17 protein-coding genes and 1 tRNA gene are annotated in these 21,889 nt (G+C 59.5%); 9 read left to right on the top strand and 9 right to left on the bottom strand.

What is annotated here, in order from left to right; genetic code table 11:
• Positions 1 to 32: 32 nt before the first annotated feature.
• Positions 33 to 749, top strand: a complete 717-nt coding sequence (locus RA24_RS16585) for an RlmE family RNA methyltransferase (protein WP_019297815.1) — start codon at positions 33 to 35, stop codon at positions 747 to 749.
• Between the two features lie 6 nt (positions 750 to 755).
• Here RA24_RS16585 and RA24_RS16580 read toward each other — a convergent pair whose 3' ends face one another.
• Both RA24_RS16580 and RA24_RS16575 read right to left on the bottom strand, forming a co-directional pair.
• On the bottom strand, positions 756 to 944 hold the full coding sequence (locus RA24_RS16580; RefSeq protein ID WP_039145985.1) for a hypothetical protein: 189 nt from the start codon (positions 942 to 944) through the stop codon (positions 756 to 758).
• 129 nt (positions 945 to 1,073) lie between these two features.
• Positions 1,074 to 1,940 (bottom strand): YihY/virulence factor BrkB family protein, encoded by an 867-nt coding sequence (locus tag RA24_RS16575; protein ID WP_039171271.1) that lies wholly within the window; start codon positions 1,938 to 1,940, stop codon positions 1,074 to 1,076.
• A gap of 145 nt (positions 1,941 to 2,085) precedes the next feature.
• Between RA24_RS16575 and cls the strand changes: the two genes are divergently transcribed.
• Positions 2,086 to 3,501 (top strand): cardiolipin synthase, encoded by a 1,416-nt coding sequence (gene cls / locus RA24_RS16570; protein WP_039193003.1) that lies wholly within the window; start codon positions 2,086 to 2,088, stop codon positions 3,499 to 3,501.
• Here cls and RA24_RS16565 read toward each other — a convergent pair.
• The gene (locus RA24_RS16565) at positions 3,498 to 3,947 is read right to left on the bottom strand and encodes a potassium channel family protein (RefSeq protein WP_019297819.1); all 450 of its coding nucleotides are present in this window, start codon (positions 3,945 to 3,947) and stop codon (positions 3,498 to 3,500) included. The two genes, cls and RA24_RS16565, sit on opposite strands and share 4 nt — an antisense overlap.
• Positions 3,948 to 4,142: 195 nt before the next feature.
• Between RA24_RS16565 and RA24_RS16560 the strand changes: the two genes are divergently transcribed.
• Genes RA24_RS16560 through RA24_RS16550 form a run of 3 tightly spaced genes read left to right on the top strand, consistent with a single transcriptional unit; the run spans position 4,143 to position 8,252 of the window.
• Complete coding sequence (locus tag RA24_RS16560) at positions 4,143 to 4,799, top strand: ABC transporter ATP-binding protein (protein WP_039193000.1); 657 nt, start codon at positions 4,143 to 4,145, stop codon at positions 4,797 to 4,799.
• Positions 4,796 to 7,213, top strand: a complete 2,418-nt coding sequence (locus RA24_RS16555; RefSeq protein WP_039192997.1) for an ABC transporter permease — start codon at positions 4,796 to 4,798, stop codon at positions 7,211 to 7,213. The genes RA24_RS16560 and RA24_RS16555 overlap by 4 nt, the downstream gene beginning before the upstream one ends.
• Complete coding sequence (locus tag RA24_RS16550; RefSeq protein WP_039192995.1) at positions 7,203 to 8,252, top strand: lipocalin-like domain-containing protein; 1,050 nt, start codon at positions 7,203 to 7,205, stop codon at positions 8,250 to 8,252. Before RA24_RS16555 ends, RA24_RS16550 begins: the two co-directional genes overlap by 11 nt.
• 27 nt (positions 8,253 to 8,279) lie before the next feature.
• Here the strand turns inward: RA24_RS16550 and RA24_RS16545 are convergent, their stop codons facing one another.
• From RA24_RS16545 to RA24_RS16525, 5 genes are all read right to left on the bottom strand, one after another.
• Complete coding sequence (locus RA24_RS16545; protein WP_039145973.1) at positions 8,280 to 8,711, bottom strand: universal stress protein; 432 nt, start codon at positions 8,709 to 8,711, stop codon at positions 8,280 to 8,282.
• Positions 8,708 to 11,317: a TRAP transporter permease gene (locus RA24_RS16540; RefSeq protein WP_039192993.1), complete on the bottom strand. Its 2,610-nt coding sequence runs from the start codon at positions 11,315 to 11,317 to the stop codon at positions 8,708 to 8,710. The genes RA24_RS16545 and RA24_RS16540 overlap by 4 nt, the downstream gene beginning before the upstream one ends.
• 113 nt (positions 11,318 to 11,430) lie before the next feature.
• Positions 11,431 to 12,396, bottom strand: a complete 966-nt coding sequence (locus tag RA24_RS16535; RefSeq protein ID WP_039192990.1) for a TAXI family TRAP transporter solute-binding subunit — start codon at positions 12,394 to 12,396, stop codon at positions 11,431 to 11,433.
• Positions 12,397 to 13,183: 787 nt separating this feature from the next.
• Entirely contained in the window at positions 13,184 to 16,309 is a 3,126-nt protein-coding gene (locus tag RA24_RS16530) for an efflux RND transporter permease subunit (RefSeq protein WP_019297826.1), read from the bottom strand.
• Between the two features lie 3 nt (positions 16,310 to 16,312).
• Positions 16,313 to 17,398, bottom strand: a complete 1,086-nt coding sequence (locus tag RA24_RS16525) for an efflux RND transporter periplasmic adaptor subunit (protein ID WP_241480959.1) — start codon at positions 17,396 to 17,398, stop codon at positions 16,313 to 16,315.
• 379 nt (positions 17,399 to 17,777) lie between these two features.
• Here RA24_RS16525 and ypfJ point away from each other — a divergent pair, with 379 nt between their 5' ends.
• The 4 genes from ypfJ (at position 17,778) to RA24_RS16505 (ending at position 21,626) form a co-directional block, all read left to right on the top strand.
• Positions 17,778 to 18,623, top strand: a complete 846-nt coding sequence (gene ypfJ, locus RA24_RS16520) for a KPN_02809 family neutral zinc metallopeptidase (protein ID WP_039192984.1) — start codon at positions 17,778 to 17,780, stop codon at positions 18,621 to 18,623.
• Positions 18,624 to 18,762: 139 nt separating this feature from the next.
• The gene (gene mtnA, locus RA24_RS16515) at positions 18,763 to 19,869 is read left to right on the top strand and encodes an S-methyl-5-thioribose-1-phosphate isomerase (RefSeq protein ID WP_039192982.1); all 1,107 of its coding nucleotides are present in this window, start codon (positions 18,763 to 18,765) and stop codon (positions 19,867 to 19,869) included.
• 16 nt (positions 19,870 to 19,885) lie between these two features.
• On the top strand, positions 19,886 to 20,551 hold the full coding sequence (locus tag RA24_RS16510; RefSeq protein WP_039192980.1) for a class II aldolase/adducin family protein: 666 nt from the start codon (positions 19,886 to 19,888) through the stop codon (positions 20,549 to 20,551).
• Between the two features lie 28 nt (positions 20,552 to 20,579).
• A complete protein-coding gene (locus RA24_RS16505; protein ID WP_039192978.1) occupies positions 20,580 to 21,626 on the top strand; it encodes a dipeptidase in 1,047 nt (348 codons plus the stop codon).
• Positions 21,627 to 21,765: 139 nt separating this feature from the next.
• Here the strand turns inward: RA24_RS16505 and RA24_RS16500 are convergent.
• Positions 21,766 to 21,851 (bottom strand) — tRNA-Leu (locus RA24_RS16500).
• Between the last annotated feature and the right edge of the window lie 38 nt (positions 21,852 to 21,889).

Here is a 21,889-nt window from a genome sequence, read left to right as displayed (position 1 = left end):
ATCTGCAGCCCTCACTGTCGGAGAAAACGCACATGGCAAAGACCCCCACTGGTAAAAACACTTCCGGCCGCGGGCAGCGGGATCTGAAGGTCAATGTGAAGACAGCGCGCGGGCGCAAGCTCAGCTCAACCCGCTGGCTGCAGCGGCAGCTGAACGACCCCTATGTGAAACGCGCCCAGGCCGAAGGCTACCGCGGGCGTGCAGCCTACAAGATCATGGAACTGGACGACAAGTACCGCTTCCTGGTGAATGGCGCCCGGGTTGTCGACCTGGGCTGCGCACCGGGAGGCTGGGCACAGGTGGCAGTGAAGCGGATCAATTCGCTGGGTGAGAAACAAGGCAAGGCAGTCGGCCGCATCATTGGTATCGACCTGCAAGAGGTCGAGCCACTGGCAGGTGCTGAGTTCCATCAGCTCGATTTCATGGATGACGGAGCTGACGAGCAGGTCAAGGAATGGCTGGGCGGAAAGGCCGACGTTGTAATGTCAGACATGGCGGCTGCCAGTTCCGGCCACAAGCAGACCGACCATTTGCGGATCATTTCTCTCTGTGAAACCGCGGCCTATTTTGCCTTTGACGTGCTGGAGGAAGGCGGCACCTTTGTCGCCAAGGTTCTGGCTGGTGGCGCCGAGGGCGAACTGCAAAAGCTTCTGAAACAGAAATTCACCAAAGTGATGAACATCAAGCCGCCCTCCTCGCGGTCGGACAGCTCTGAGAAATTTGTGGTGGCCACGGGTTTCCGCGGCTGAACCGGGTCAGACCCGGCGATTATGAGGCGTGGTCAGCGACCGCGCGGCCAAGGTGCGCAGCAGAATGGCCTCTTCGCCTTCTTCATCAGTCAGGCGGGAAACCCGCAGCTTGCAGCCGGCATTGCTGCCCATCCCGCGCTGCCGCATCAGCTCAAACAGACGCATGCGGCGCAGTTTGTTTTGCAATTTTGTCATGATGGCCCCTTCTGGTTCAGCTGCTTTTCTGCAGTTCTAGAGACCGATCGGGCTGAGATCGGGGCGCAATTGTGGCGAAGCTGCCTTATTGTTGAATAAATGGAAACAGTTGCAACAAAGCCGCAGGCGCTATGTCCGGCCCATGCTGTTTGCCATGTCAATCAGGGCGCCATTGAATTCCGCGCCTAGGATCAGAATGGCAGCGTTCAGATACAGAAAGATCATCGCTGCCATGGCGCCTGCAAGGCCCGCGTAGGTGGCAGAGTATTGGGCAAAAGACCCAACATAGATGGCAAAGCCGCTGCCGCAGATCAGCCACAGCAGCAATGTCAGGATCGCACCCGGCAAGATTCGCCGGATTCGGTGCACCCGTCCCGGCAGCAGCACATGAAATGCCAGCACCGCGCCTGCTGGTAGCGCCAGGGCCAGAAGCCCTCTCAACCCCTGCTCCCAGCCTTGCGGCACGGTCGCAAAAGGCAGGAGTTTGGTAATGTGGCGAACATACAGGGGCATGATGACTTCGAATACGGTGACTGCCAGAATGCCTGCCCCGCCAAGAATAACCAGTGCGATGCACAGTGCCCGCGACCTCCAGTAAGGCCGGGTATCCGTATCGTGATAAGCTTGGACCATGGCCGTGCGAACGGCATCAACCCCGTTTGAGGCAAAATACAGCGCGAACAATCCGCCCAGAGTGACCAATTGGGTGTTTGATGTCCGCAGTACCGCCTTAAGTTCAGTCAAAATGGGCCGGGCCACCGCATCAGGCCAAACGCTGAACACCTGTTCCGTCATCGCCTCCACCTCAACCTCCTGTGACAGCAGGCCCGCAACCGTGCCCGCAAGCGCGACGGTGAACAGCACAAAAGGAAACAGCGCCAGCATCATCGACATCGCGATGTGGCTGCTCATCACCCAGCCGTTTTTTCTGTTGAACCGGCCGGCGGCGGTCATCAAGGCGGCTGGCCACATGCGGATTGGCGGAAGGATCGGCATACCGGTAACGTCCCACAACTTCAGGGCAAACGCCAGCCGCAATGCGTGGTCTGTTCCGTGACAACCTAAGTGCTGCCCCGTCCGGGTATGGCGGCAAGCCAGGTTCAGTATTAGTCTGACACATCGACAGTTTTTGGAGCCCGCAATGTTCTGGATTGTTCTCAGCACCGCTGTACTTGCTGCAACCTGGACGGCTGCCGGCCTGGCTGCGCTCAGTGCGGCGCGCACCGCGCGGACACCTCAAGGAGCCATTGGCTGGGTTGTTTTCCTGCTGGCTGCGCCGGTCCTTGCCCTGCCCGCTTACATGATCTTTGGACACCACCGGTTCAAAGGATACTGGACAGCCCGCGAGGCCGCGGAACAGGCCGTCATCCCAAAGCGGAACTACACCAGCGCCCAATCGGAGAATGCATCAGCACTGGCCGTCAACACAGCGCCGTTTGAGGCGATCGCAGGTCTGAACATTTGCCGCGGAAATGGGGTGGACCTCCTGGTCAACGGCACCGAGACTTTCAAAACTATCTTCGAAGCCATTGAAAATGCGCAAGACTACATCCTGCTCCAGTATTACATACTGCGTGCCGATAACCTAGGAATGCAATTGCAGTCCCGGCTGATCGCCGCAGCAGAGCGTGGCGTAACGGTCTGGTTCATGACGGACAGCATTGGCAGCCGCAAGCTGTCCCAGGACTACAAACACGCGCTGGTGGCTGCTGGTATAAACATGATTGATCCAGCGGTTCAGCGCGGTCCCTGGCACCGGTTACGGATTAATTTCCGCAATCACCGGAAAACTGTGATTGTCGACGGTCACACAGGTTTTACCGGAGGGCTGAACGTCGGGAATGAATATCTGGGACAGAACCCGGAGTTTGGTCCGTGGCGGGATACGCATGTACGGCTGGTTGGGCCTGTGGTGCTGCAGCTTCAACTGTCCTTTGCCGAAGATTGGCACTGGCGCACCCAGGAGCCGATCCTGGATCTTCTCAACTGGGAACCCGAGCCGTCGCCTCGGAATCTGCCCGCGCTGATCGCCTCCACCGGCCCCGGAGACACGACCGGAAACGGTTCAATGCTCTATTTTTCTGCCATCACTGCGGCGCAGCGCAGAGTGTGGCTGGCGTCCCCGTATTTTGTTCCTGACCAAGACGTTTTTGCAGCTCTGAAACACGCTGGTCTGCGAGGCATCGATGTCAGGGTGCTGCTGCCGGAGACCATCGATCACCATCTGCCGTGGCTTGCCAGCTTTGCATTTTTTGATGAACTTCGCGAAGCCGGTGTCCGCATCCTGCGCTATCAGGGCGGTTTCATGCATCAAAAGTGTTTTGTCGTCGACGACACCATTGCCGGAATCGGAACCGCAAATCTGGACAACCGGTCTTTCCGGCTGAATTTTGAAACCATGGCCTTGTTTTTCGATCAAGAGACGGCCGGCAAGGTTGCAAACATGCTTGCCAAGGACTTTCGGAATGCAAAGGAACTCGCCGTTGGACTCGGCCAGCAAAATCAGCGGATCCGCCTGCTGGCCCCGATGGCCCGCCTGCTGGCACCGGTGCTTTAATCCCTGCCGCCAGTGTGTTGCCCATTAAAGGAAAACAGCCGCCCCATTGCGCTGACAAGGAAGGCGGTGCTTATGCCGAAGCCGAACAGCCCTGTAACCGCAGCAAGGGCAGCAAAAATCCTGAGCGCCGGGCCCAGAACCACATCGCCGTAGCCCAGCGTGGTATAGGTCACCAGTGAAAAATAGACGGAGGTATTCCAATCCTCAATCGCGCCAACCATGACAAAGGCAGCGGACCAGATCCAAACTTGAGCGGTGTGGCTGCCTAGAATGATGAAAATCGCCACAACGAGCATAAGACCCAATTGCCAGGGCCTATAGGGTTTGGAAAACCGGCTGGACAACCGGTTCAGAACCGAGGCGCACCAGACCAGGATGGTGATTTCCAGGATCAGGCAAGTGCTGAGGTAGATTGATCCCCACAGTAGCTGGTTCCACAGCGTCACGCCGGACCTCCTGTTGTGAATTCGCTTTGGCAACCCTTGGCTGCACCATAGAAATCCTGCCCGCAATTGGCAATTGCATCATACCAGCCTGAAGCGCTGACCGCGCGGCACGAGCAGCGGTCTGGACATCCTTGTCGCTAGGGTATTGAGTGCTTTAGCAGCATGTGAAGGCCCAAGATGCAGAGGTTGCCGCATATGGTTCTGACAATCCGCAATGTAACCAAATGCTATCCGGGACAAACGGAGGAAACAGCTGTGCTGCGCGGCGTGTCCTTGGATCTGGCAGCGGGCAGCAGCCTGGCTTTGACCGGGGAAAGCGGCTCCGGCAAAAGCACCCTTCTGCATCTGGCAGGGGCGCTGGATCAGTTCGACAGCGGAGAGATTGAAATTGCCGGAACCCGCCTGTCCGGGCTGAGCGACAGCCAGCGGGCGGCGCTGCGCCGAAGCGATGTTTCTCTTGTTTTTCAGCAATTTAATCTTATCCCTTCACTTGACACCGGAAAGAATATCGCGCTGCACGCCCGGCTGGGTGGCACGTGGGACGAGGGCTGGGGGATCCGGCTGACAGACCGCCTGGGCCTGTCCGGTCTTCTGGAACGCTATCCTGAGCAATTGTCCGGCGGACAGCAGCAGCGTGTGGCCATCGCCCGCGCTCTTGCTGTGCGGCCCAGGCTGCTGCTGGCGGATGAACCGACCGGCAATCTGGATGAAGCCGCCAGTGCCGCCGTAATGGAACTGATGCTGGACCTGGTGCGCGAAAGCGGTACCGCACTGTTTCTTGTCACCCATTCTGCAGCCATCGCGCAGTTGCTGGACCGGCGTCTGCATCTGCACCACGGCATGGCCAAATGACAGCCGCGGCGTTTCTGGCCATTCTGTCACATTGGCGGCGCCATCCGCTGCAGCTGGCAACTCTGATCGCTGGCCTGGCGCTTGCGGCTGGCTTATGGTCGGCAGTCCAAGCCATCAACGCCGAAGCCCGCGCGAGCTACGCCCGGGCAGCGGAACAGCTTGGCACCGCGGGTGTCGCCCGGCTGATCCCTGAATCTGGAACCATCTCCGTTGCCCGCTACGCCAGCCTGCGCCGTTCCGGTTGGCAGCTGGCCCCGGTACTGGAAGGCGTTATTAGGTTTGAGCGGCAAAACTTTGATATCATGGGAGTTGATCTTCTGCAGCACCCGCTGGCCCCGGCCCTAACCAAGGCCGCGGAAGCAGAGGCTGTTTCTCCGCTGGAGGCATTGCTGCCGCCCGGACGAATTTTTGCACACCCCGAAACGGCAGTGCATTTGGCCGCATCTCAGAATGTCCACCCGGTCACTGAAACGGAGGCTTTGCCGCCAGGAGTGGCCTTAGCGGATCTCAGCCTTGCCAGCCGGCTGCTGCGGCGCCCCGACAGCCTGAGCTACCTGTTGGTTCTACCGGACCAGGCACAGGGGCTGAAACCTCTGAGCGACCTAGCGCCCGGCTTGACTCTTGTCCCTGCCAGCACAGCTGCCTCGGAGACGGCGCGGCTGACGGACAGTTTCCATCTGAACCTCACCGCCTTCGGCCTGCTGTCCTTTGCCGTTGGCCTGTTCATCGTCCAGGGCACCACTGCGCTGAGCCTTGAACAGCGTCGCGGTATGATCCGGACGCTGCGAAGCCTTGGAGTGCCGATGCAACTCGTGTCCGGCCTTATTGCTGCGGAACTGGCCTTCCTCGCGCTGGCCGCGGGCATTGCCGGGCTTGCAGGCGGCTATTTGGTGGCAGCCGTATTGCTGCCCGGCGTCAATGCCACCCTGGCCGGGCTGTATGGCGCGCCGGTGGATGGCAGCCTCTCCCTGCGTCCGGGCTGGGTTCTCTCAGGTTTGGCAATGACACTTGGCGGCACATTCCTGGCTGGTGCGCAATCCCTCTTTGCGCTTTGGCGCATGCCGTTGCTAGCAGCCCCCGCAACTCATGCCCGAGGTCAGAATGCCCGCCGTTCGCACTTGGCCGGAGCTGTGTGCGGAGTGGCTTCAATCGCCGGTGGCGTATTGATACTCACAATGTTTCAAGGGCTTATTTCCGGTTTTGCATTTCTTGGCGCCCTCATGCTAGGCGCCGCGTTGCTGCTGCCGCTGCTGATTTCAACCGGGCTATCGCTTGGGGCGCGTTTAGCAAAGCGCCCCTTTGCTGAATGGTTATGGGCGGACACCCGGGCGCAACTGCCCGGTATGTCACTGGCTCTGATGGCACTTCTGCTGGCGCTGGCTGCAAACATTGGCGTTGGCACCATGGTATCCAGTTTTCGTTTAACCTTCACTGGCTGGTTGGATCAGCGCCTGTTTGCAGAGGTCTACGTCACCGCCGCAAGTGATGTTCAGGGTACTGAACTGGCAAGTTGGCTGGATGCGCAGGGCATCAAAGCTTTGTCACGCCGTTACCATGACACCCGTTTCAAAGGGGCGCCCTTACGCATTTACGGATTTGAAGACGATACTGCCTACCGCAGCAACTGGCCGCTGCTGGACGCGCTGCCGGACGTATGGGATCAGGCTGTCAGCGGGCAGGCCGTGCTGGTCAACGAACAGCTTGCGCGCCGCCATGGGCTGGCCCCGGGCGACCGCTTTGAACTTGAACCGGGATGGCAGCTGCCCATCGCCGGGGTTTACTCCGATTATGGCAATCCCCACGGGCAGGCAATGGTTTCCATGCCATCTCTTCTGGAGCATGCACCAGACATTCCCAACCGCCAATTCGGACTGCGCGTTGCTTCGCATGACATCTCTGGACTGATCAAATCAATTCGGGAAGAGTTTGATATCCCAAGAAAAAACATCACCGATCAGGCCACTGCAAAAGCCCGGTCACTCGCCGTGTTCGACAGGACCTTTGTTATCACCGCTGCGTTGAACCTGTTGACGCTTGGAGTGGCAGGATTTGCCCTTCTGACCAGCCTGCTAACCCTTTGGAACCAGCGCCTGCCGCAGCTCGCGCCGGTCTGGGCGATGGGGCTCACCCGCCGTCAGCTGGCTTCTGCGGAAATCCTGCGCAGCCTGCTTCTGGCGGCTGTCACAGCAGTCCTGGCCCTACCGCTGGGACTGGTGCTGGCCTGGGCCCTCCTGTCGGTTATTAATGTAGAAGCTTTTGGCTGGAAGCTGCCGATGTATCTGTTTCCTCTGGATTGGCTGCGCCTGTTCCTGCTGGCGCTTCTCGCTGCAGTGATTGCCGCAGCACTGCCAGCCCGGCGGCTCAGCCGGATCGATCCGGCGGAACTGCTCAGGGTATTTACCAATGAACGCTAGGATTGCCTTGTCTGCGCTGATTTGCGTCTGGGCCACGTCTGCTTTGCCGCAGGGTTATGCCGGGCTGGGAACAGTCGCGGACGGTTTTGCCTTTCCGCAACAGGAAACCCGGTTGGAATTTCCTCTCGATCACGGCCCCCACCCGGACTTCCGTATTGAGTGGTGGTACTTGACCGCAAACCTTATGGGGGAAGATGGAGCCGACTACGGCATCCAGTGGACGCTGTTCAGATCAGCCTTGGCTCCTGGCGAGGCGGAAAGCTGGCAAAGCCCGCAAATCTGGATGGCGCACGCCGCAGTGACCAGCGAGGATCAGCATTTATTTGCGGAGCGCATTGCCCGTGGCGGCGTGGGTCAGGCAGGTGTTCAATCTATGCCTTTTGAAGCCTGGATCGATAACTGGGTGATGCGCTCCTCCGATGAAACGATTGAAAAGATTTCTCTTTCTGCTGACGGGCGGAATTTTTCCTACGATCTGGCTCTTAGCGCTGACGGGCCGCTGATCCTGCATGGAGATCACGGGTACTCGGTCAAATCCGCCAGCGGACAGGCGAGTCATTACTATTCCCAGCCCCACTACCAGGTCTCTGGCACAATTGAGCTGCCCGACGGACCTGTGAAGATCACAGGCCATGGCTGGCTGGACCGGGAATGGTCAAGTCAGCCGCTGGCAGAAGATCAAAGCGGCTGGGACTGGTTCTCGCTCAGCTTTGGCAACGGTGAGAAGTTGATGGGGTTTGTTCTGCGCAGCGAAACCCGTGATTTTACATCCGGCACTTGGATTTCTGCTGACGGCACGGCTGAGCCGCTGACACCGGGATCATTTCAGGCGACCCCCTTGAAAACCAGCCATGTTAAGGGGCGAGAGATTCCCACACGCTGGCAAGTAAGCCTACCTGCCAAGAGGGTTTCCGTTGAAGTACAAGCGCTTAATCCGCAAAGCTGGATGGGTGCCTCGTTTTCCTATTGGGAAGGTCCGGTCACGGTGACAGGCAGCCACAGCGGCAAGGGCTACCTTGAGATGACGGGTTATGAGTAAGGGCGCCCGCAGGCGCCCTTATCTGGTTCAACGGACCACAAAGACCGAACAGTCCGAGTGGCGGATCACCCGGGCCGCGTTTGGCCCTAGCAGGTAATCCTTCAGATCCGGCTTATGCGCGCCGATCACGATCAGCCCGCTGCCTGCGGTTTCCGCGACCTTCAGAATCTCCTGATAAGCCGTCCCGGTCGCCACCAGATGGCGGACCTTGGCATTACGCTCCTTACCCAGAACGCTATCGCACAGGTCGGTCAGCCGTTGCGTAGTGTCCTTGACCGCCTTTTCGTGGTGATGCTCCTCGAAAAAGCCCGAGACCCAGCTCTCGCCAAAGTCAGGCAGCACGTTGACAACATCCAGCTGGGCCCCGTCCAATTCGGCCAGTCGGGCAGCCTGGGACAGGACCTTTTCGTCCAGATTCTGATCGTTCAGCTCCAGAGCGCAAAGAACGGGTTTGCTCATGCTGTTACTCCTTCCTCTTCACGCGCGCGGCCGCGCTGCATCAGGGCAACCAGCGCCACCAGCAGCAGCGCCGGCAGGAACATCAGCTCCTTCGGCAACTGGCTGGCAGGCGCCTGGATCGCTACGATCTGCACCGGCTCGTCGGCGTAGAAATCAAAGCTTTCCAGGTTTGGCGCTGCCGGGGTACCGAACATCGGCTCCTCTACCTTGACCACACTGTCCTCCTCCAGCAGCAGCAGGCCATAGGCATCCACCGCCGCCTGCCCGTCCGTGCCATCGGCGGTCATGATCATCGTGGTGCTCTTGATTTCAGAGGTATCGAAATCAGGCCCCTCCACGGTGATCCGCAGCTCTGCTCCCGGTTCCGCGTCACTCAACGCTTGCGCCAGCTGGGCCGGCGGCACCTGCGCATAGGGCGGCATCACCCGGTCCATGAAGAAGTCCGGCCTGAACAGCGCAAAGGCTGCAAAGATCAGCAGGATACTTTCATAGATCCGGTTGCGGCTGACGAAATAGCCCATGGTGCCAGCGGTAAAGACCAGGATGGCGATAGTGGCTGATATGGCAACGAGTATGCCTTGCATCCAGTTCACATCAATCAGCAGCAGATCTGTATTGAAGATGAACACAAACGGCAGTGCCACGGTCCGCAAGCTGTAGAAGAAAGCGGTAAAACCGGTGCGGATCGCATCGCCGCCCGACACGGCCGCCGCCGCAAAGCTGGCAAGCCCCACAGGCGGTGTCACATCGGCCATGATCCCGAAGTAGAACACAAACAGGTGCACGGCGATCAGCGGCACGATCAGGCCGGACTGCGCGCCCAGTTCCACCACCACACCGGCCATCAGCGAGCTGACAACGATGTAGTTGGCGGTGGTCGGCAGGCCCATGCCCAATACCAGAGACAAGAGACCAACCATCACCAGCATCAGGATCAGATTGCCGCCCGAGACAAACTCGACCAGATCAGCCATCACCTGCCCCACACCTGTCAGCGTCACGGTGCCCACGATAACGCCTGCAGTAGCAGTTGCCAGCGCAATGCCAATCATGTTGCGGGCACCGTCGATCAAGCCGTTCCACAGGTCATGCACACCTTCGACAAAGGCATTGGCCATGTTGCTCTGGCCGCGGAAGATCGCCTTGAGCGGTTTCTGTGTCAGCAGGATCACAAACAGCAGTGCGGTGGCCCAGAAGGCCGACAACCCAGGCGACTTCTGCTCAATCATCAGGAAGTAGACCAGCACGATGATCGGCAGCAGGTAATGCAACCCTGCCTTGTAGATCTCGGCGACAACCGGCAGTTCCACCTCTTGCGCATTTGGGTCATCCGGCACCAGATCATCAACGCCGGAGGCCAGCCACAGCAGGGCAATATAAGCGGCGACAACAAGCGCAGACAGGGTAAGACCGGAGGCGCCCGGCATCGCAGAAACAATCCACTTCACCGGATACTGAACGCCATAGCACAGCGCCGCAAAGCCCGCGAAGAACAGGGCCATGCCGCCGATTGTGCGGCCCATGGAGACGACGCGGTTGCCCAGCGTCGGCATGTTCCGCTTCACCGCTTCCAGATGCACGATATAGACCAGCGCGATGTAGGAAATTGCGGCTGGCAGGAAGGCATGGGTGATCACCTCGACATAGGAGATGCCCACGTATTCTACCATCAGGAAGGCCGCAGCCCCCATCACCGGCGGCATGATCTGGCCGTTCACAGAGGATGCAACCTCGACCGAGCCTGCCTGCTCAGAGGTGAAGCCCACCCGCTTCATCAGCGGAATGGTGAAGGTGCCGGTGGTGACCACGTTGGCGATGGAGGAGCCGGAGATCAGGCCGGTTGCGGCAGAACCTACAACAGCCGCCTTGGCCGGGCCGCCGCGCAGGTGGCCAAGCGCCCCGAATGCCATTTTGATGAAGTAGTTACCCGCCCCAGCCTTATCCAGCAGCGCGCCGAACAGCACGAAGAGGAAGACGAATTTGGTAGAGACCCCCAGGGCAATGCCGAACACTCCCTCGGAGGTGATCCACATGTGGCTCATCGCCTTTTTCAGGCTGGCGCCCTTCCAGCGGATAACCTCGGGCACCCAATCGGAGGAGCCGAAGAATACATAAGCCAGGAAGATGGTCGCGATGATCGCCATCGCCGGGCCAAGCGCGCGGCGGGCGGCTTCGAACAGCAGGATCAGGCCAGCGAGGGCAAACCACTTGTCCATGTCATCGGCCAAGCCGCCGGAATCAACGATTTTCTGATAGAAAATGTAGCCGTACATCGCGATTGCAGTTCCGGCCAATGCGAAAATCCAATCCTGGACCGGGATGTAATTCCGCGGGCTGGATTTCAGCGCAGGATAGGCCGCGTAGGCCAGGAAAATAGCAAAGGCCAAATGGATTTGGCGTGAGTTGTTCACCACGCTGCCAGGCAGCAGCAGGTTGGCCACCGGCGAGGCCAGGATGACTTGGAACACGGACCAGATAACGGCGACGATTGCCAGGAACAGCCCCACGCTTCCCACCGGGTTGCGGGCGCCGGCGTCGGAGGACGCGACCAGTTCCTGAAGCTCTTCTTCGCTGAGCGGCCGATTTCCCTGAGCATCGGATGTCATGGATAATCTCCCCTGCGGCCGCCGTTTTCCGGGGCCGGAATAGTCAAGCCCGGGCCTTTGGCCTCAGGCAAAAACGGGGCGCTTGATGCGCCCCGTTCCTGTTGTCTGGCGGATTATTCGATCCAGCCTTTTTCTCTGTAGTACTTCTCTGCGCCCGGATGCAGCGGCGCCGACAGGCCGTCCGCGATCATCTCTTCCGGCTTCAGGTTGGCAAACGCCGGATGCAGCTTCTGGAAGGCTTCAAAGTTTTCGAAGACAGAGCTCACCACTGCATAAACCGCATCCTCAGACACGTCGGCGGAAGTCACGAAGGTCGCACCGACACCAAAGGTGTTGGTGTCATTGTCGGACCCGCGGTACATGCCGCCCGGGATGGTGGCGGTACGGTAGAAGGAGTTGTCGCCCACCAGTTTTTCCACGGCTTCGCCGTCCACGGTCACCAGAACCGAGTCACAGGCGGTGGTGGCTTCCTGGATGGAACCGGACGGGTGGCCAACCGTGTAGATCATCGCGTCGATCTGATTGTCGCACAGCGCTGCGGACTGTTCTGCCGCTTTCAGCTCAGTTGCCAGGGCGAAATCTTCCATGCCCCAGCCCTTGGCTTCCATCAGAACTTCCATGGTGCCGCGCTGGCCGGAGCCCGGGTTGCCGATGTTGACGCGCTTGCCCTTGAGGTCGTCAAAGGTGGAGATTCCTGCATCTGCACGGGCAACAACGGTGAAGGGTTCCGGATGCACGGAGAACACCGCGCGCAGACCTTCGAAGGGACCCGCTTCCTCGAACTTGGAGGACCCGTTGTAGGCATGATACTGCCAGTCGGATTGGGCTACGCCGAACTGCAGCTCGCCCTCGCGGATTGTGTTGATGTTGTAGACCGAGCCACCAGTGGATTCGACAGCGCACTTGAAGCCGTGCTCCTTGCGGCCCTTGTTCACCAGACGGCAGATGGCGCCGCCGGTCGGGTAGTAGACGCCGGTCACGCCGCCGGTGCCGATGGTGATGTATTCCTGAGCAAATGCTGCAGGCGCCGAAAAGGACGCCGCCACCAATGCACCGATAGCCAGCTTGGTGTGTTTCATGATCAAGTCTCTCCCACTTGTCTTATGAATTGCAGCTTGTTCGCGTCCGCCTGAAATACAATTCTGCGGTCGTCCCACAGCCGTTTGTTCTGGCTCGCAAAGCAAGCTGTGTGCGGATTATTTTGCACGCGCAGAAGGGTTCCACTGCCACCGTCGCAAGTCAAGACTGCTATTTATTGACGCACCCTCTTTGGCTCCTTTTTTCCCCTTATTGACGCTAGTTAGAGATTTTTCCCCGCAAACGCATGGCGCTTCATCACGGTCAAAGCGCAAAGTTTTTTCTTGCAGGGAAAGATCAGTTGAGCGCGATTCTTAATTGCCTCCCCTTGAACCCGAAGACTTAAAATCGCTTATGCTGAAGTTTCCTGCTGCTTTACCCGGACGTAAAATCAACCGGTGACAAACCGCAGCAAGTTGGCTATGAAACAGCCCATAAAAAAATTTGAGCCACGGTTTAAGAAACGCCGGGGCCGTTACCAGCAATTGACAGGGAGCTTGCAGCTATGCTGCTGAGCCAAGTAATTTTCAGCAATCCGTCCCTGACGGACTTTTGGGCTTTGGAACGATGCGTTTCCGCCCAGGCCCGTCGGCTACCCCGAGAAATCAGCGCCCCGCTGACGTGTGATGTGGAGCCCGAATTCCGGTGCACGCCTCGCAAATGGGAGTTGATTCTCGCCGAAGCGCATGAGCGTGGCCTGAGAGCGCGGCAAGCAGCCTGACACTTCTTTGATCTGTGAAAATCTGAGATGGCGCCCCGGCTACCTGACGGCAGCCGGGGATATTTTGGTTACTCAGCCGCGCTGGTTTGGGACTCACCTTTGATACGCTCACGCATGGCTTGCATCATCGCGTAAAGCACAGGCACAACAATCACGCCGACAACAGTCGCCGCCAGCATGCCGCCAAACACGGCAATGCCGATTGCCTTCTGGCTGGCAGCGCCGGCACCCGATGCAATCAGCAGCGGCACCACGCCCAGCAGGAAGGACAATGCAGTCATCATGACAGCGCGGAAGCGCTGCTTGGCTGCTTCATGCGCGGCTTCGCGGATGCTGAGGCCAGCGGCCCTCTGCTCCATCGCGAACTCCACTATCAGGATCGCGTTTTTGGAGGCCAGGCCGATCAGCATGATCATCCCGATTTGGGTGTAGAGGTTGATGTCATTGCCAGCAATCGCCACCGCAGCGACGGCCCCGAAAAGTGCAACAATCACCGACAGCAGAATGGCAACCGGCATCGTCCAGCTTTCGTATTGCCCAACCAGGAACAAGTAGCCGAACAGCACCGCCATCGCCAGGATCACTGTCACCAGCCCAGCCGAGTCCAACTGCTGCTGTGCGGTACCGGTCCACTCAAAAGCATATCCCGGCGGCAGCGCGGTAGCGGCCTCCTCCTGCATCACCCGGATCGCGTCGCCAGTTGACAACCCCGGTGCCGGAACTGCGGTAACGGTCGCTGAGCGGAAGATGTTGTGCCGCTTCAGAAGCACCGGCCCGAGTACGTTCTCTACGTCGATCAAAGTCGACAGCGGCACCATCTCACCCGACTGAGCCCGAACATACAGGCCGCCGATATCCTCGATCTTGTCGCGGTAGGACCCCTCTGCTTGCAGCATCACCTTGTAGACGCGGCCAAACAGGTTGAAGTCGTTGACGTAGTAGGAGCCCAGATGCGCCTGCATGGTTTGGAACACCTCAGCAATCGGCACGTTCAGCGTCTTGGCTTTTTCCCGGTCCAGATCGACGAACACCTGGGGCACATTGGCCCGGAAGGTGGTGTAGGACTGGGCAATCTCAGGCCGTTGGTTGGCTGAATAAACCAGCGAGCCGACCGATTGCGCCAGGTCTTGCGGGGTACCGCCTGCGGTCTGCTGCACCGCCATTTCGACACCGGCCGACATGCCCAGGCCGGAGATCGGCGGCGGGTTGAAGGCAACGATACTGGCCGCGGCCTCGCTGTTGGCAATGCCATAGATCTGGCCGAGTATTGCGTTGGGCTGCAGCGTCTCGTCTTGCCGTTCATCCCAAGGCGACAAGTTGGCGATAATCATCGCACCATTGGCGCTGGCGCCGTTCAGCAGGCTGAAACCGTTCACAAGCACGGTGCCTTGCACGCCAGGGATATCCCGGATCAGCTCGTCGATCCGGCGCGTCACCGTCTCTGTCCGCCCCAGCGCCGCCGCATCAGGCAGCTGAACATCAACAAACAGATAGCCGTTGTCCTCAGCCGGCAGAAAACCCTTGGAGGTCGAATTGAAGACCGCGCCGGTTCCCAAGGCCACCGCAGCGATGATTGCCAGCCCGATCACAGGCAGCCGCAGCAGCCGGGTCACGATGCTGAGGTACCCGCTGCGCACCCCGCCGATTGCATTCTCAAACATCGCCAGCAGGCCCTTGGGCGGGCCCGAACGGGGTTTGAGCACAATGGCGCAAAGTGCCGGCGACAAGGTGAGCGCATTGACCGAGGAAATCACCACAGCAACGGAGATCGTCACAGCAAATTGCGAATAGAGCTTGCCGGTGATCCCGGGCATGAAGGTGACCGGCACAAACACCGCCAGCAGCACCAGCGTGGTTGCGATAACCGGGCCGGTGATCTGCCCCATCGCTTTGCGGGTCGCATCGGGCGGTGACAGCCCTTCCTCGGCAATGATGCGCTCGACGTTCTCAACCACCACGATGGCGTCATCCACCACGATGCCGATCGCCAGCACCAGCGCAAACAGCGAGATGGTGTTGAGCGACATGCCAAGCGCCAGCAAGAAGGCAAAGGTGCCGATCAGGGAAACCGGAATCGCCACGGCCGGAATGATCGTGGCGCGGAACGACCCCAGGAAGATGAAAACAACCGAAATCACCAGCACGAAGGTCATCATCAGGGTGGAAATCACATCGTTCAGTGATTGTTCGACGAAATCTGTGGTGTTGAATGGCACCGCGTAAGAAACGTCCTCGGGGAAATCCGCAGACAGGCGTTCCATTTCCGCAAGCACATTCTCCGACACCGCAAGCGCGTTGGCGCCCGGAGCCTGGTAGACCGCCAGAATGGTGGCCGGGACACCGTCAAAGAAGCCCGAAGAGCTGTAGTTCGAAGCGCCCAGTTCCACCTTGGCAATATCCCTCAGCCGCACGGTGCTGCCGCCGTCGCCAGTTCGAATGACGATATCTTCGAACTCGCTGACCTCAGTCAGCCGGCCCTTGGACTTGATCGTGTACTGGAACACCTGATCGCCTGGAACCGGTGGCGCCCCAACCTGCCCTGCCGACACCTCAATGTTCTGCTCCTGCACTGCGCTGACCACATCACCCGGCGAAATGCCCAGGCCTGCCATCTTGTTCGGGTCCAGCCAGACCCGCATGGCGTATTCGAAATTGGTCAGGATATCCGCTTTGCCGACGCCGTTCACACGCGCCAGCGCATCCTTGATGTTGATAGCGGCATAGTTTGACAGGAAGACGCTGTCATAGGACCCGTTGGGTGATGTCAGCGCCGTCACCAGCAGCATGTTGGAGGAGCTTTTCTGAGTGACGACCCCGTTGGCGTTGACCTCAGCAGGCAGCGAAGCGGTGGCCTGTGCCACCCGGTTCTGCACGTTGACCGACGCGATATCGGGATCGGTTCCGACCTCGAAGGTTACCGCCAGCGAATAGCTGCCGTTATCAGCTGAGGTTGAGGACATATAGAGCATGCCGTCCACGCCGTTGACCTGCGCTTCGATCGGCGCGGCGACGCTCTTTTCAACGGTTTCCGCATTGGCGCCGGTGTATGTGGCGGTGACATTCACCACCGGCGGCGTGATTTCCGGGAACTGCGCAACCGGCAGTGCGAAATAGCCGATGACGCCCATGACCGTCAGCACAAGGGAAATGACGATCGCGAACTTCGGCCTTGAGATGAAAGTTGAAGAGAACATTGCTTATTCTCCAGCCTGTGCTGCCATGACCGGATCCACCTCGACACCGGGACGGATCTTTTGCAGGCCTTCGACCACCACGGTCTCGCCTTTGGTCAGCCCGTCCAGCACAATAATTCCAGTGCCTTGCACGTCGCCGGTGACGATATAGCGCTGCTGGACCTGGTTATTTTCATCCACAACCAGAACAAACGGCCCCTGCTGGTCGCGCTGGATCGCTGCCTGGCTGATTACAATCCGGTCGACGGCCTCTTGCGACTGGAGCCCGACGGTCAAAAAGGCACCGTCCAGAATGAGGCGGTTGTCGTTCTTGAACTCCGCCCGGACAGTAACGGCCCCGGTTGCCGGGTCTACCCGGTTGCCTGCAAAGGCAATGCGTCCCTTTTCTTCCAGCTCAGCACCATTAGGCAGAACAACAAACACTTCCGGCGCGGTTTCTGTGTTTCCGCGATCGATTCCCTCGGCTTCCAGCTCCTGCAGGATTTCTACGAATTGTTTTTCGTTCAGCGAGAAGGAAACATAAACTGGCGCTTCACGCACAATATTCACCAGCGGCGATCCGCTGGGGCTGACCACATCCCCGATGCTAACCTCGACACGCCCTACGCGGCCGGAAAACGGTGCATGGATTTCAGTGTAGCTCAGATCCAGCTCTGCCTGCTGGATCGCTGCTGCTGCGGCTCTCACCTGCGCTTCGGCCACCAGTTCATTTGCGCGAGCGGTATCCCGGTCCGCTTCCGGAACCGAACCTCGCTCGAACAGTTCCTGCTTTCGCGCCAAATCCAGCGAGGCCAGCTCCAAATTGGCCTCTGCCTGCGCCAGCTCCGCCCGGCGGCTCTCCAGCACAGCCTCATAGGCGCTGCGTTCAATCCGGAACAGAACATCGCCTTTCTCGACCTCGGCACCATCCTTGACCAGGACCTCCTCCAGGTAGCCGTTGACCCGGGCCATGATGTCAGCCTTGTCGATTGCCTCGCCCCTACCAATGAAGGTTGCGGTGTCTTTGATCGGTTTGATTACCGCCTCGGAGACCGACACTTTGGGCGCGGTCCCTTGCTGCTGTGCCAGAGCTGAGCCTGCGGCAGTCAAGCTTACAGCAGTAATAAATGCCAGCCCGGTCCGGCCGGTCAGGCCCCTGTTCCAGAAACACGTCATTCTTGAGCCTTTCAATTAAACAGAAAATTCAGCGCAGCCGTATTCCCGGTCTGCCGCCCCGTATCCAAATCGTTACCCTATTGAATACCTTCCCAGCGCACATCTGCAAGCTGCACACGCTTCGGCCGCAAACTTCCGTCGCTGCCGACCCGACACGACCGCTAGTTCCGAAACGGAACCACAGGGCGCCGAAAGGCGTTAAGAATATGGAGCCTGCCGTTCAGTCACACCCGGTTCACGTCATTTGATTACCCGGGACGGGCCATTACTTTAACTCAGCAAAACCCTCTGGCTTGCAAGCAAGGAGACTGTCATGCGTTGGAGAGGACGGCGGGGAAGCCGGAACATCGAGGACCGGCGGGGCCGCCGGATGACAGGCAGAACCGCGGGCATCGGCGGCGCCGGGCTTCTGCTGGTCGTGGTCGCGGGTGCCTTTTTCGGGGTGGACCTGACGCCGCTGCTGCAAGGCTCCGCACCGCACAGCAGCAGCCCTGCCCCAATCACAGCAGCCGACCAGGAAGCCGCGGAATTCGTCAGCGTTGCCCTCGCCGATACCGAAGAGGTCTGGACCTCCATTTTCGAGCAGCAGCTCGGACGCCGCTACAGCCCGGCAGTTCTTGTGCTGTACAAGGGTGTCACACAATCGCCTTGCGGCGGGGCAAACGGAGCCACCGGCCCGTTCTATTGCCCGCTGGATGAAAAGGTCTATCTCGACACCTCGTTCTTCACCACACTCAGCCAACGGCTGGGCGCACGGGGGGATTTCGCAGCAGCTTATGTCGTTGCCCATGAGGTCGCCCATCATGTCCAGAACGAGCTTGGCATCCTGGGCGAAACGCAGCGCGTGCGGGCCCGCGTGAGCGACGTGGAGTCCAATGCGATTTCTGTCCGCACAGAACTGCAGGCCGATTGCTTTTCCGGGATCTGGGCCCGCTATGCACAGGACGCCCTGGGCACGCTGGAACCCGGCGACATTGAAGAGGCGATGAACGCAGCCAAGCAGATCGGCGATGATACGCTGCAACGCAATGCCGGGCAGGTACCGCAGCCGCATACGTTTTCCCATGGCGCCAGCGCACAGAGGCAAGCTTGGTTTGCACGCGGGTTCCAATCCGGTGATGTGAAATCCTGCGATACGTTTTCGGCCGGTTCTTTGTGACACCTTGAGAACGCAGGCCATTGAAATCTCTTGAGGCTGATGTTTCTGTAGCCGCACAGATATCACCGCACCGGCCTTGCATGGCTGGCCGTTTCCGGCCGCTTGCGCAGTGCCACAGCAACCCAAGGGAGACAGCCTTATGAAAGTTGATGGGACGCACTACCGGTCTCTGTGGTGGGATCACGAGAAGGACGCTCTGCAGATCATCGACCAGCGCTGGCTGCCGCATGAATTCCGCATTCAGCCGGTGGAGACTCTGCAGGAATTTGCCGATGCCATTGTTGAAATGCGGGTCCGCGGCGCGCCCCTGATCGGTGCAACTGCCGCCTACGGCATGGCGCTTGCGATGCGGCTGGAGCCCTCCGATACAGCGATGGACCAAGCTTGGAGTTTCCTCAACGCAACCCGCCCAACAGCGGTCAACCTGCGTTGGGCGCTGGACCGCTGCCGCACCCACCTGCGGCCGCTGGCGGAACCGGAACGCGCTGCCGCAGCCCTGCGGCTGGCACATGAAATTGCCGATGAAGACGTAGAAATCAACCGCTGCATCGGTGTGCACGGGCTGGAACTGATCCGGCAGATCGCTGCGGGTAAGCCTGCGGGCGAACCGGTCCGGCTGCTGACCCACTGCAACGCAGGCTGGCTGGCAACCGTGGATTGGGGCACCGCCACCAGCCCGATGTATCACGCGCATGAGGCCGGCATTCCTGTTCATGTCTGGGTCGACGAAACCCGCCCGCGCAACCAGGGCGCATTAACCGCATGGGAGCTGGGCAGCCACGGCATCAGCCACAGCTACATCAGCGACAACGCGGGCGGCCACCTGATGCAGCATGGCCAGGTTGATCTGGTGATCACCGGCACCGACCGCACCACCCGCCGCGGCGACGTCTGCAACAAGATCGGCACCTATCTGAAGGCGCTGGCCGCCAAGGACAACGGTGTGCCCTTCTACGTCGCCCTGCCCTCGCCGACTATCGACTGGACCGTTTCCAACGGTGTTGCCGAAATCCCGATTGAGGAACGCAGCGCGCGTGAGGTCACCCATGTTCAGGGCAAAACCGAAGACGGCGCAATCGGCGTTGTCCAAGTGACGCCGGACGGAACCCCAGGCGGCAACCCGGCGTTTGACGTGACACCGAACCGTCTGGTGACCGGCCTGATCACCGAGCGCGGCATCTGCGCCGCATCCGAGGAAGGCCTGGCCGGCCTGTTCCCGGAGATGGCCACGGCGAAATCCGCCTGATGACACAGACTGCACGATGAAACCGCCATATAAGGACTGCACAGAACTCAGGCAGGCGGTGATTGACGCCTGCCTGGAAATGAACGCCGCGGGCATCAATCAGGGCACTTCCGGCAATATCTCAGTGCGGGTGGAAGATCAGATGCTGATCACACCGTCCGGCGTTCCATATGAGACTCTGCTGCCGGATGACCTTGTGCTGATGCCACTGGACTGCAGTCGCGCGCCGAAGGGGCCATTGCAGCCCTCAACTGAATGGCCCTTTCATCAGGCGATCCTTCAGGCAAAACCCGGCGTGAACGCCGTGGTCCACGCTCATCCCATCTATTGCAGTGCGCTGGCGATGAACCGCCAGTCAATCCCGGCCTGCCACTACATGGTTGCGGCCTTTGGCGGCAGGGATGTTCCGGTCGCCGGTTACGCCCTGTTCGGAAGCGTGCAACTGTCCGAAAATATTCTACGCGCGCTGCAGCAACGCAGTGCCTGCCTTATGGCCAACCATGGCGCGGTTGCCACCGGCGACAGCCTGCCCCGGGCACTATGGCGCATGGTGGAATTGGAAGCACTGGCAAAGAGTTACGCAGTCAGCCTCACTATAGGTAAACCGCACATCCTGAGTGACGCTGAAATGGCAGAAGCCATTGCAGCTTTTGCTGACTACGGGCTGAAAGATAGCCGTTGATCTTGCGCATTCGCAAATAGGAGCTGAAATGAACTACCCGCTGATCTTTGACGGGCACAACGACCTTCTGCTGCAGATCCAGTCCGGGAATGTTGCCAGCGGCGAGCGCGGCTTTATGGGCTCTGGCGGCAATCATATCGACTTGTCAAAGGCGCAGTCTGGCGGATTTGCAGGCGGGTTCTTCGCAATCTTTGTCCCGGACGCAGGCAGCGCTTCCTTCATGGATGAAATGATGGCGGTCAGCTATGATCTGCCCTTGCCGCCGGCCCTGGATTGGGCCCGTTCGGCTCAGATCGCATTGGCCCAGGCAGCAATCCTGATACAGCTTGAGAAACACGGCGCGCTCAGGATCTGCCGCACCGCGGATGACATCCGCGGCGCCATGCGGGACGGCATCATGGCCGCCGTAATGCATATGGAAGGCGCCGAGGCAATTGACCCGGATTTCCACATGCTGGAGGTTTTGCACGCCGCTGGCCTTCGCTCGCTCGGTCCTGTCTGGAGCCGGCCTACAATCTATGGACACGGTGTTCCGTTCCGCTTTCCCTCCAGCCCGGATACCGGTCCCGGCTTGACAGCAGATGGCATGCGGCTGTTAAAAAAATGCAATGAACTTAAAATCCTGCTCGACCTATCTCACCTGAACGAAGCCGGATTCTGGGATGTTGCCCGCCACAGCGGCCACCCCCTGGTCGCCACCCATTCCAATGCCCACGCCCTATGCCCGCACAGCCGCAACCTGACCGACCGGCAACTGCACGCGATCCGTGAAAGCGACGGGCTAGTCGGGCTGAACTTCGCGGTCGCCTTCCTGCGAGAAGATGGCCGGATGGACGCCGACACGCCGGTCAGCCGGATGATTGAACACCTCGACTATCTCATTGCCGAAATTGGCGAAGACGGGGTTGGCCTGGGGTCGGATTTCGACGGTGCAACGGTGCCCGAAGAAATCGGCAATGTCGCGGGACTGCCGCTGCTGCGGGAAGCGATGAAGGCGCACGGCTACGACGACACGCTAATGGCAAAGCTGTGCCACGGAAACTGGTTGCGTGTGTTGGAACGGACTTGGGCGTAACAACGCCAAGGCTAATAGCTGCTGCAAATTTTTTTGTACGGAACAAGAACGAATTGAGTTTGCGCGCATCACCTCTAGGAGAGGTCGACCAAAAAACAAAGACCTGCAGCAAGAACACACTGCAGGCCTTTGTTTTTATTGGTACCCAAGGCCGGACTCGAACCGGCACGCTGTCACCAGCGGGGGATTTTGAATCCCCTGCGTCTACCATTCCGCCACTTGGGCCACGCCCTTTTCCTAGCCAAGCTATCGGCCAAGGTCCA

Source organism: Leisingera sp. ANG-M6 (assembly GCF_000813905.1).
Taxonomy (GTDB): Bacteria; Pseudomonadota; Alphaproteobacteria; order Rhodobacterales; family Rhodobacteraceae; genus Leisingera.
This window is presented reverse-complemented; position numbering and strand designations above follow the sequence as displayed.

Bases quoted from the DNA above. Each gene is read 5' to 3' on its own strand.
- RA24_RS16585 (WP_019297815.1), top strand. From the start codon at position 33: ATGGCAAAGACCCCCACTGGTAAAAACACTTCCGGCCGCGGGCAGCGG.
- RA24_RS16580 (WP_039145985.1), bottom strand. From the start codon at position 944: ATGACAAAATTGCAAAACAAACTGCGCCGCATGCGTCTGTTTGAGCTG.
- RA24_RS16575 (WP_039171271.1), bottom strand. From the start codon at position 1,940: ATGCCGATCCTTCCGCCAATCCGCATGTGGCCAGCCGCCTTGATGACC.
- cls (WP_039193003.1), top strand. From the start codon at position 2,086: ATGTTCTGGATTGTTCTCAGCACCGCTGTACTTGCTGCAACCTGGACG.
- RA24_RS16560 (WP_039193000.1), top strand. From the start codon at position 4,143: ATGGTTCTGACAATCCGCAATGTAACCAAATGCTATCCGGGACAAACG.
- RA24_RS16555 (WP_039192997.1), top strand. From the start codon at position 4,796: ATGACAGCCGCGGCGTTTCTGGCCATTCTGTCACATTGGCGGCGCCAT.
- RA24_RS16550 (WP_039192995.1), top strand. From the start codon at position 7,203: ATGAACGCTAGGATTGCCTTGTCTGCGCTGATTTGCGTCTGGGCCACG.
- RA24_RS16545 (WP_039145973.1), bottom strand. From the start codon at position 8,711: ATGAGCAAACCCGTTCTTTGCGCTCTGGAGCTGAACGATCAGAATCTG.
- RA24_RS16540 (WP_039192993.1), bottom strand. From the start codon at position 11,317: ATGACATCCGATGCTCAGGGAAATCGGCCGCTCAGCGAAGAAGAGCTT.
- RA24_RS16535 (WP_039192990.1), bottom strand. From the start codon at position 12,396: ATGAAACACACCAAGCTGGCTATCGGTGCATTGGTGGCGGCGTCCTTT.
- RA24_RS16530 (WP_019297826.1), bottom strand. From the start codon at position 16,309: ATGTTCTCTTCAACTTTCATCTCAAGGCCGAAGTTCGCGATCGTCATT.
- ypfJ (WP_039192984.1), top strand. From the start codon at position 17,778: ATGCGTTGGAGAGGACGGCGGGGAAGCCGGAACATCGAGGACCGGCGG.
- mtnA (WP_039192982.1), top strand. From the start codon at position 18,763: ATGAAAGTTGATGGGACGCACTACCGGTCTCTGTGGTGGGATCACGAG.
- RA24_RS16510 (WP_039192980.1), top strand. From the start codon at position 19,886: ATGAAACCGCCATATAAGGACTGCACAGAACTCAGGCAGGCGGTGATT.
- RA24_RS16505 (WP_039192978.1), top strand. From the start codon at position 20,580: ATGAACTACCCGCTGATCTTTGACGGGCACAACGACCTTCTGCTGCAG.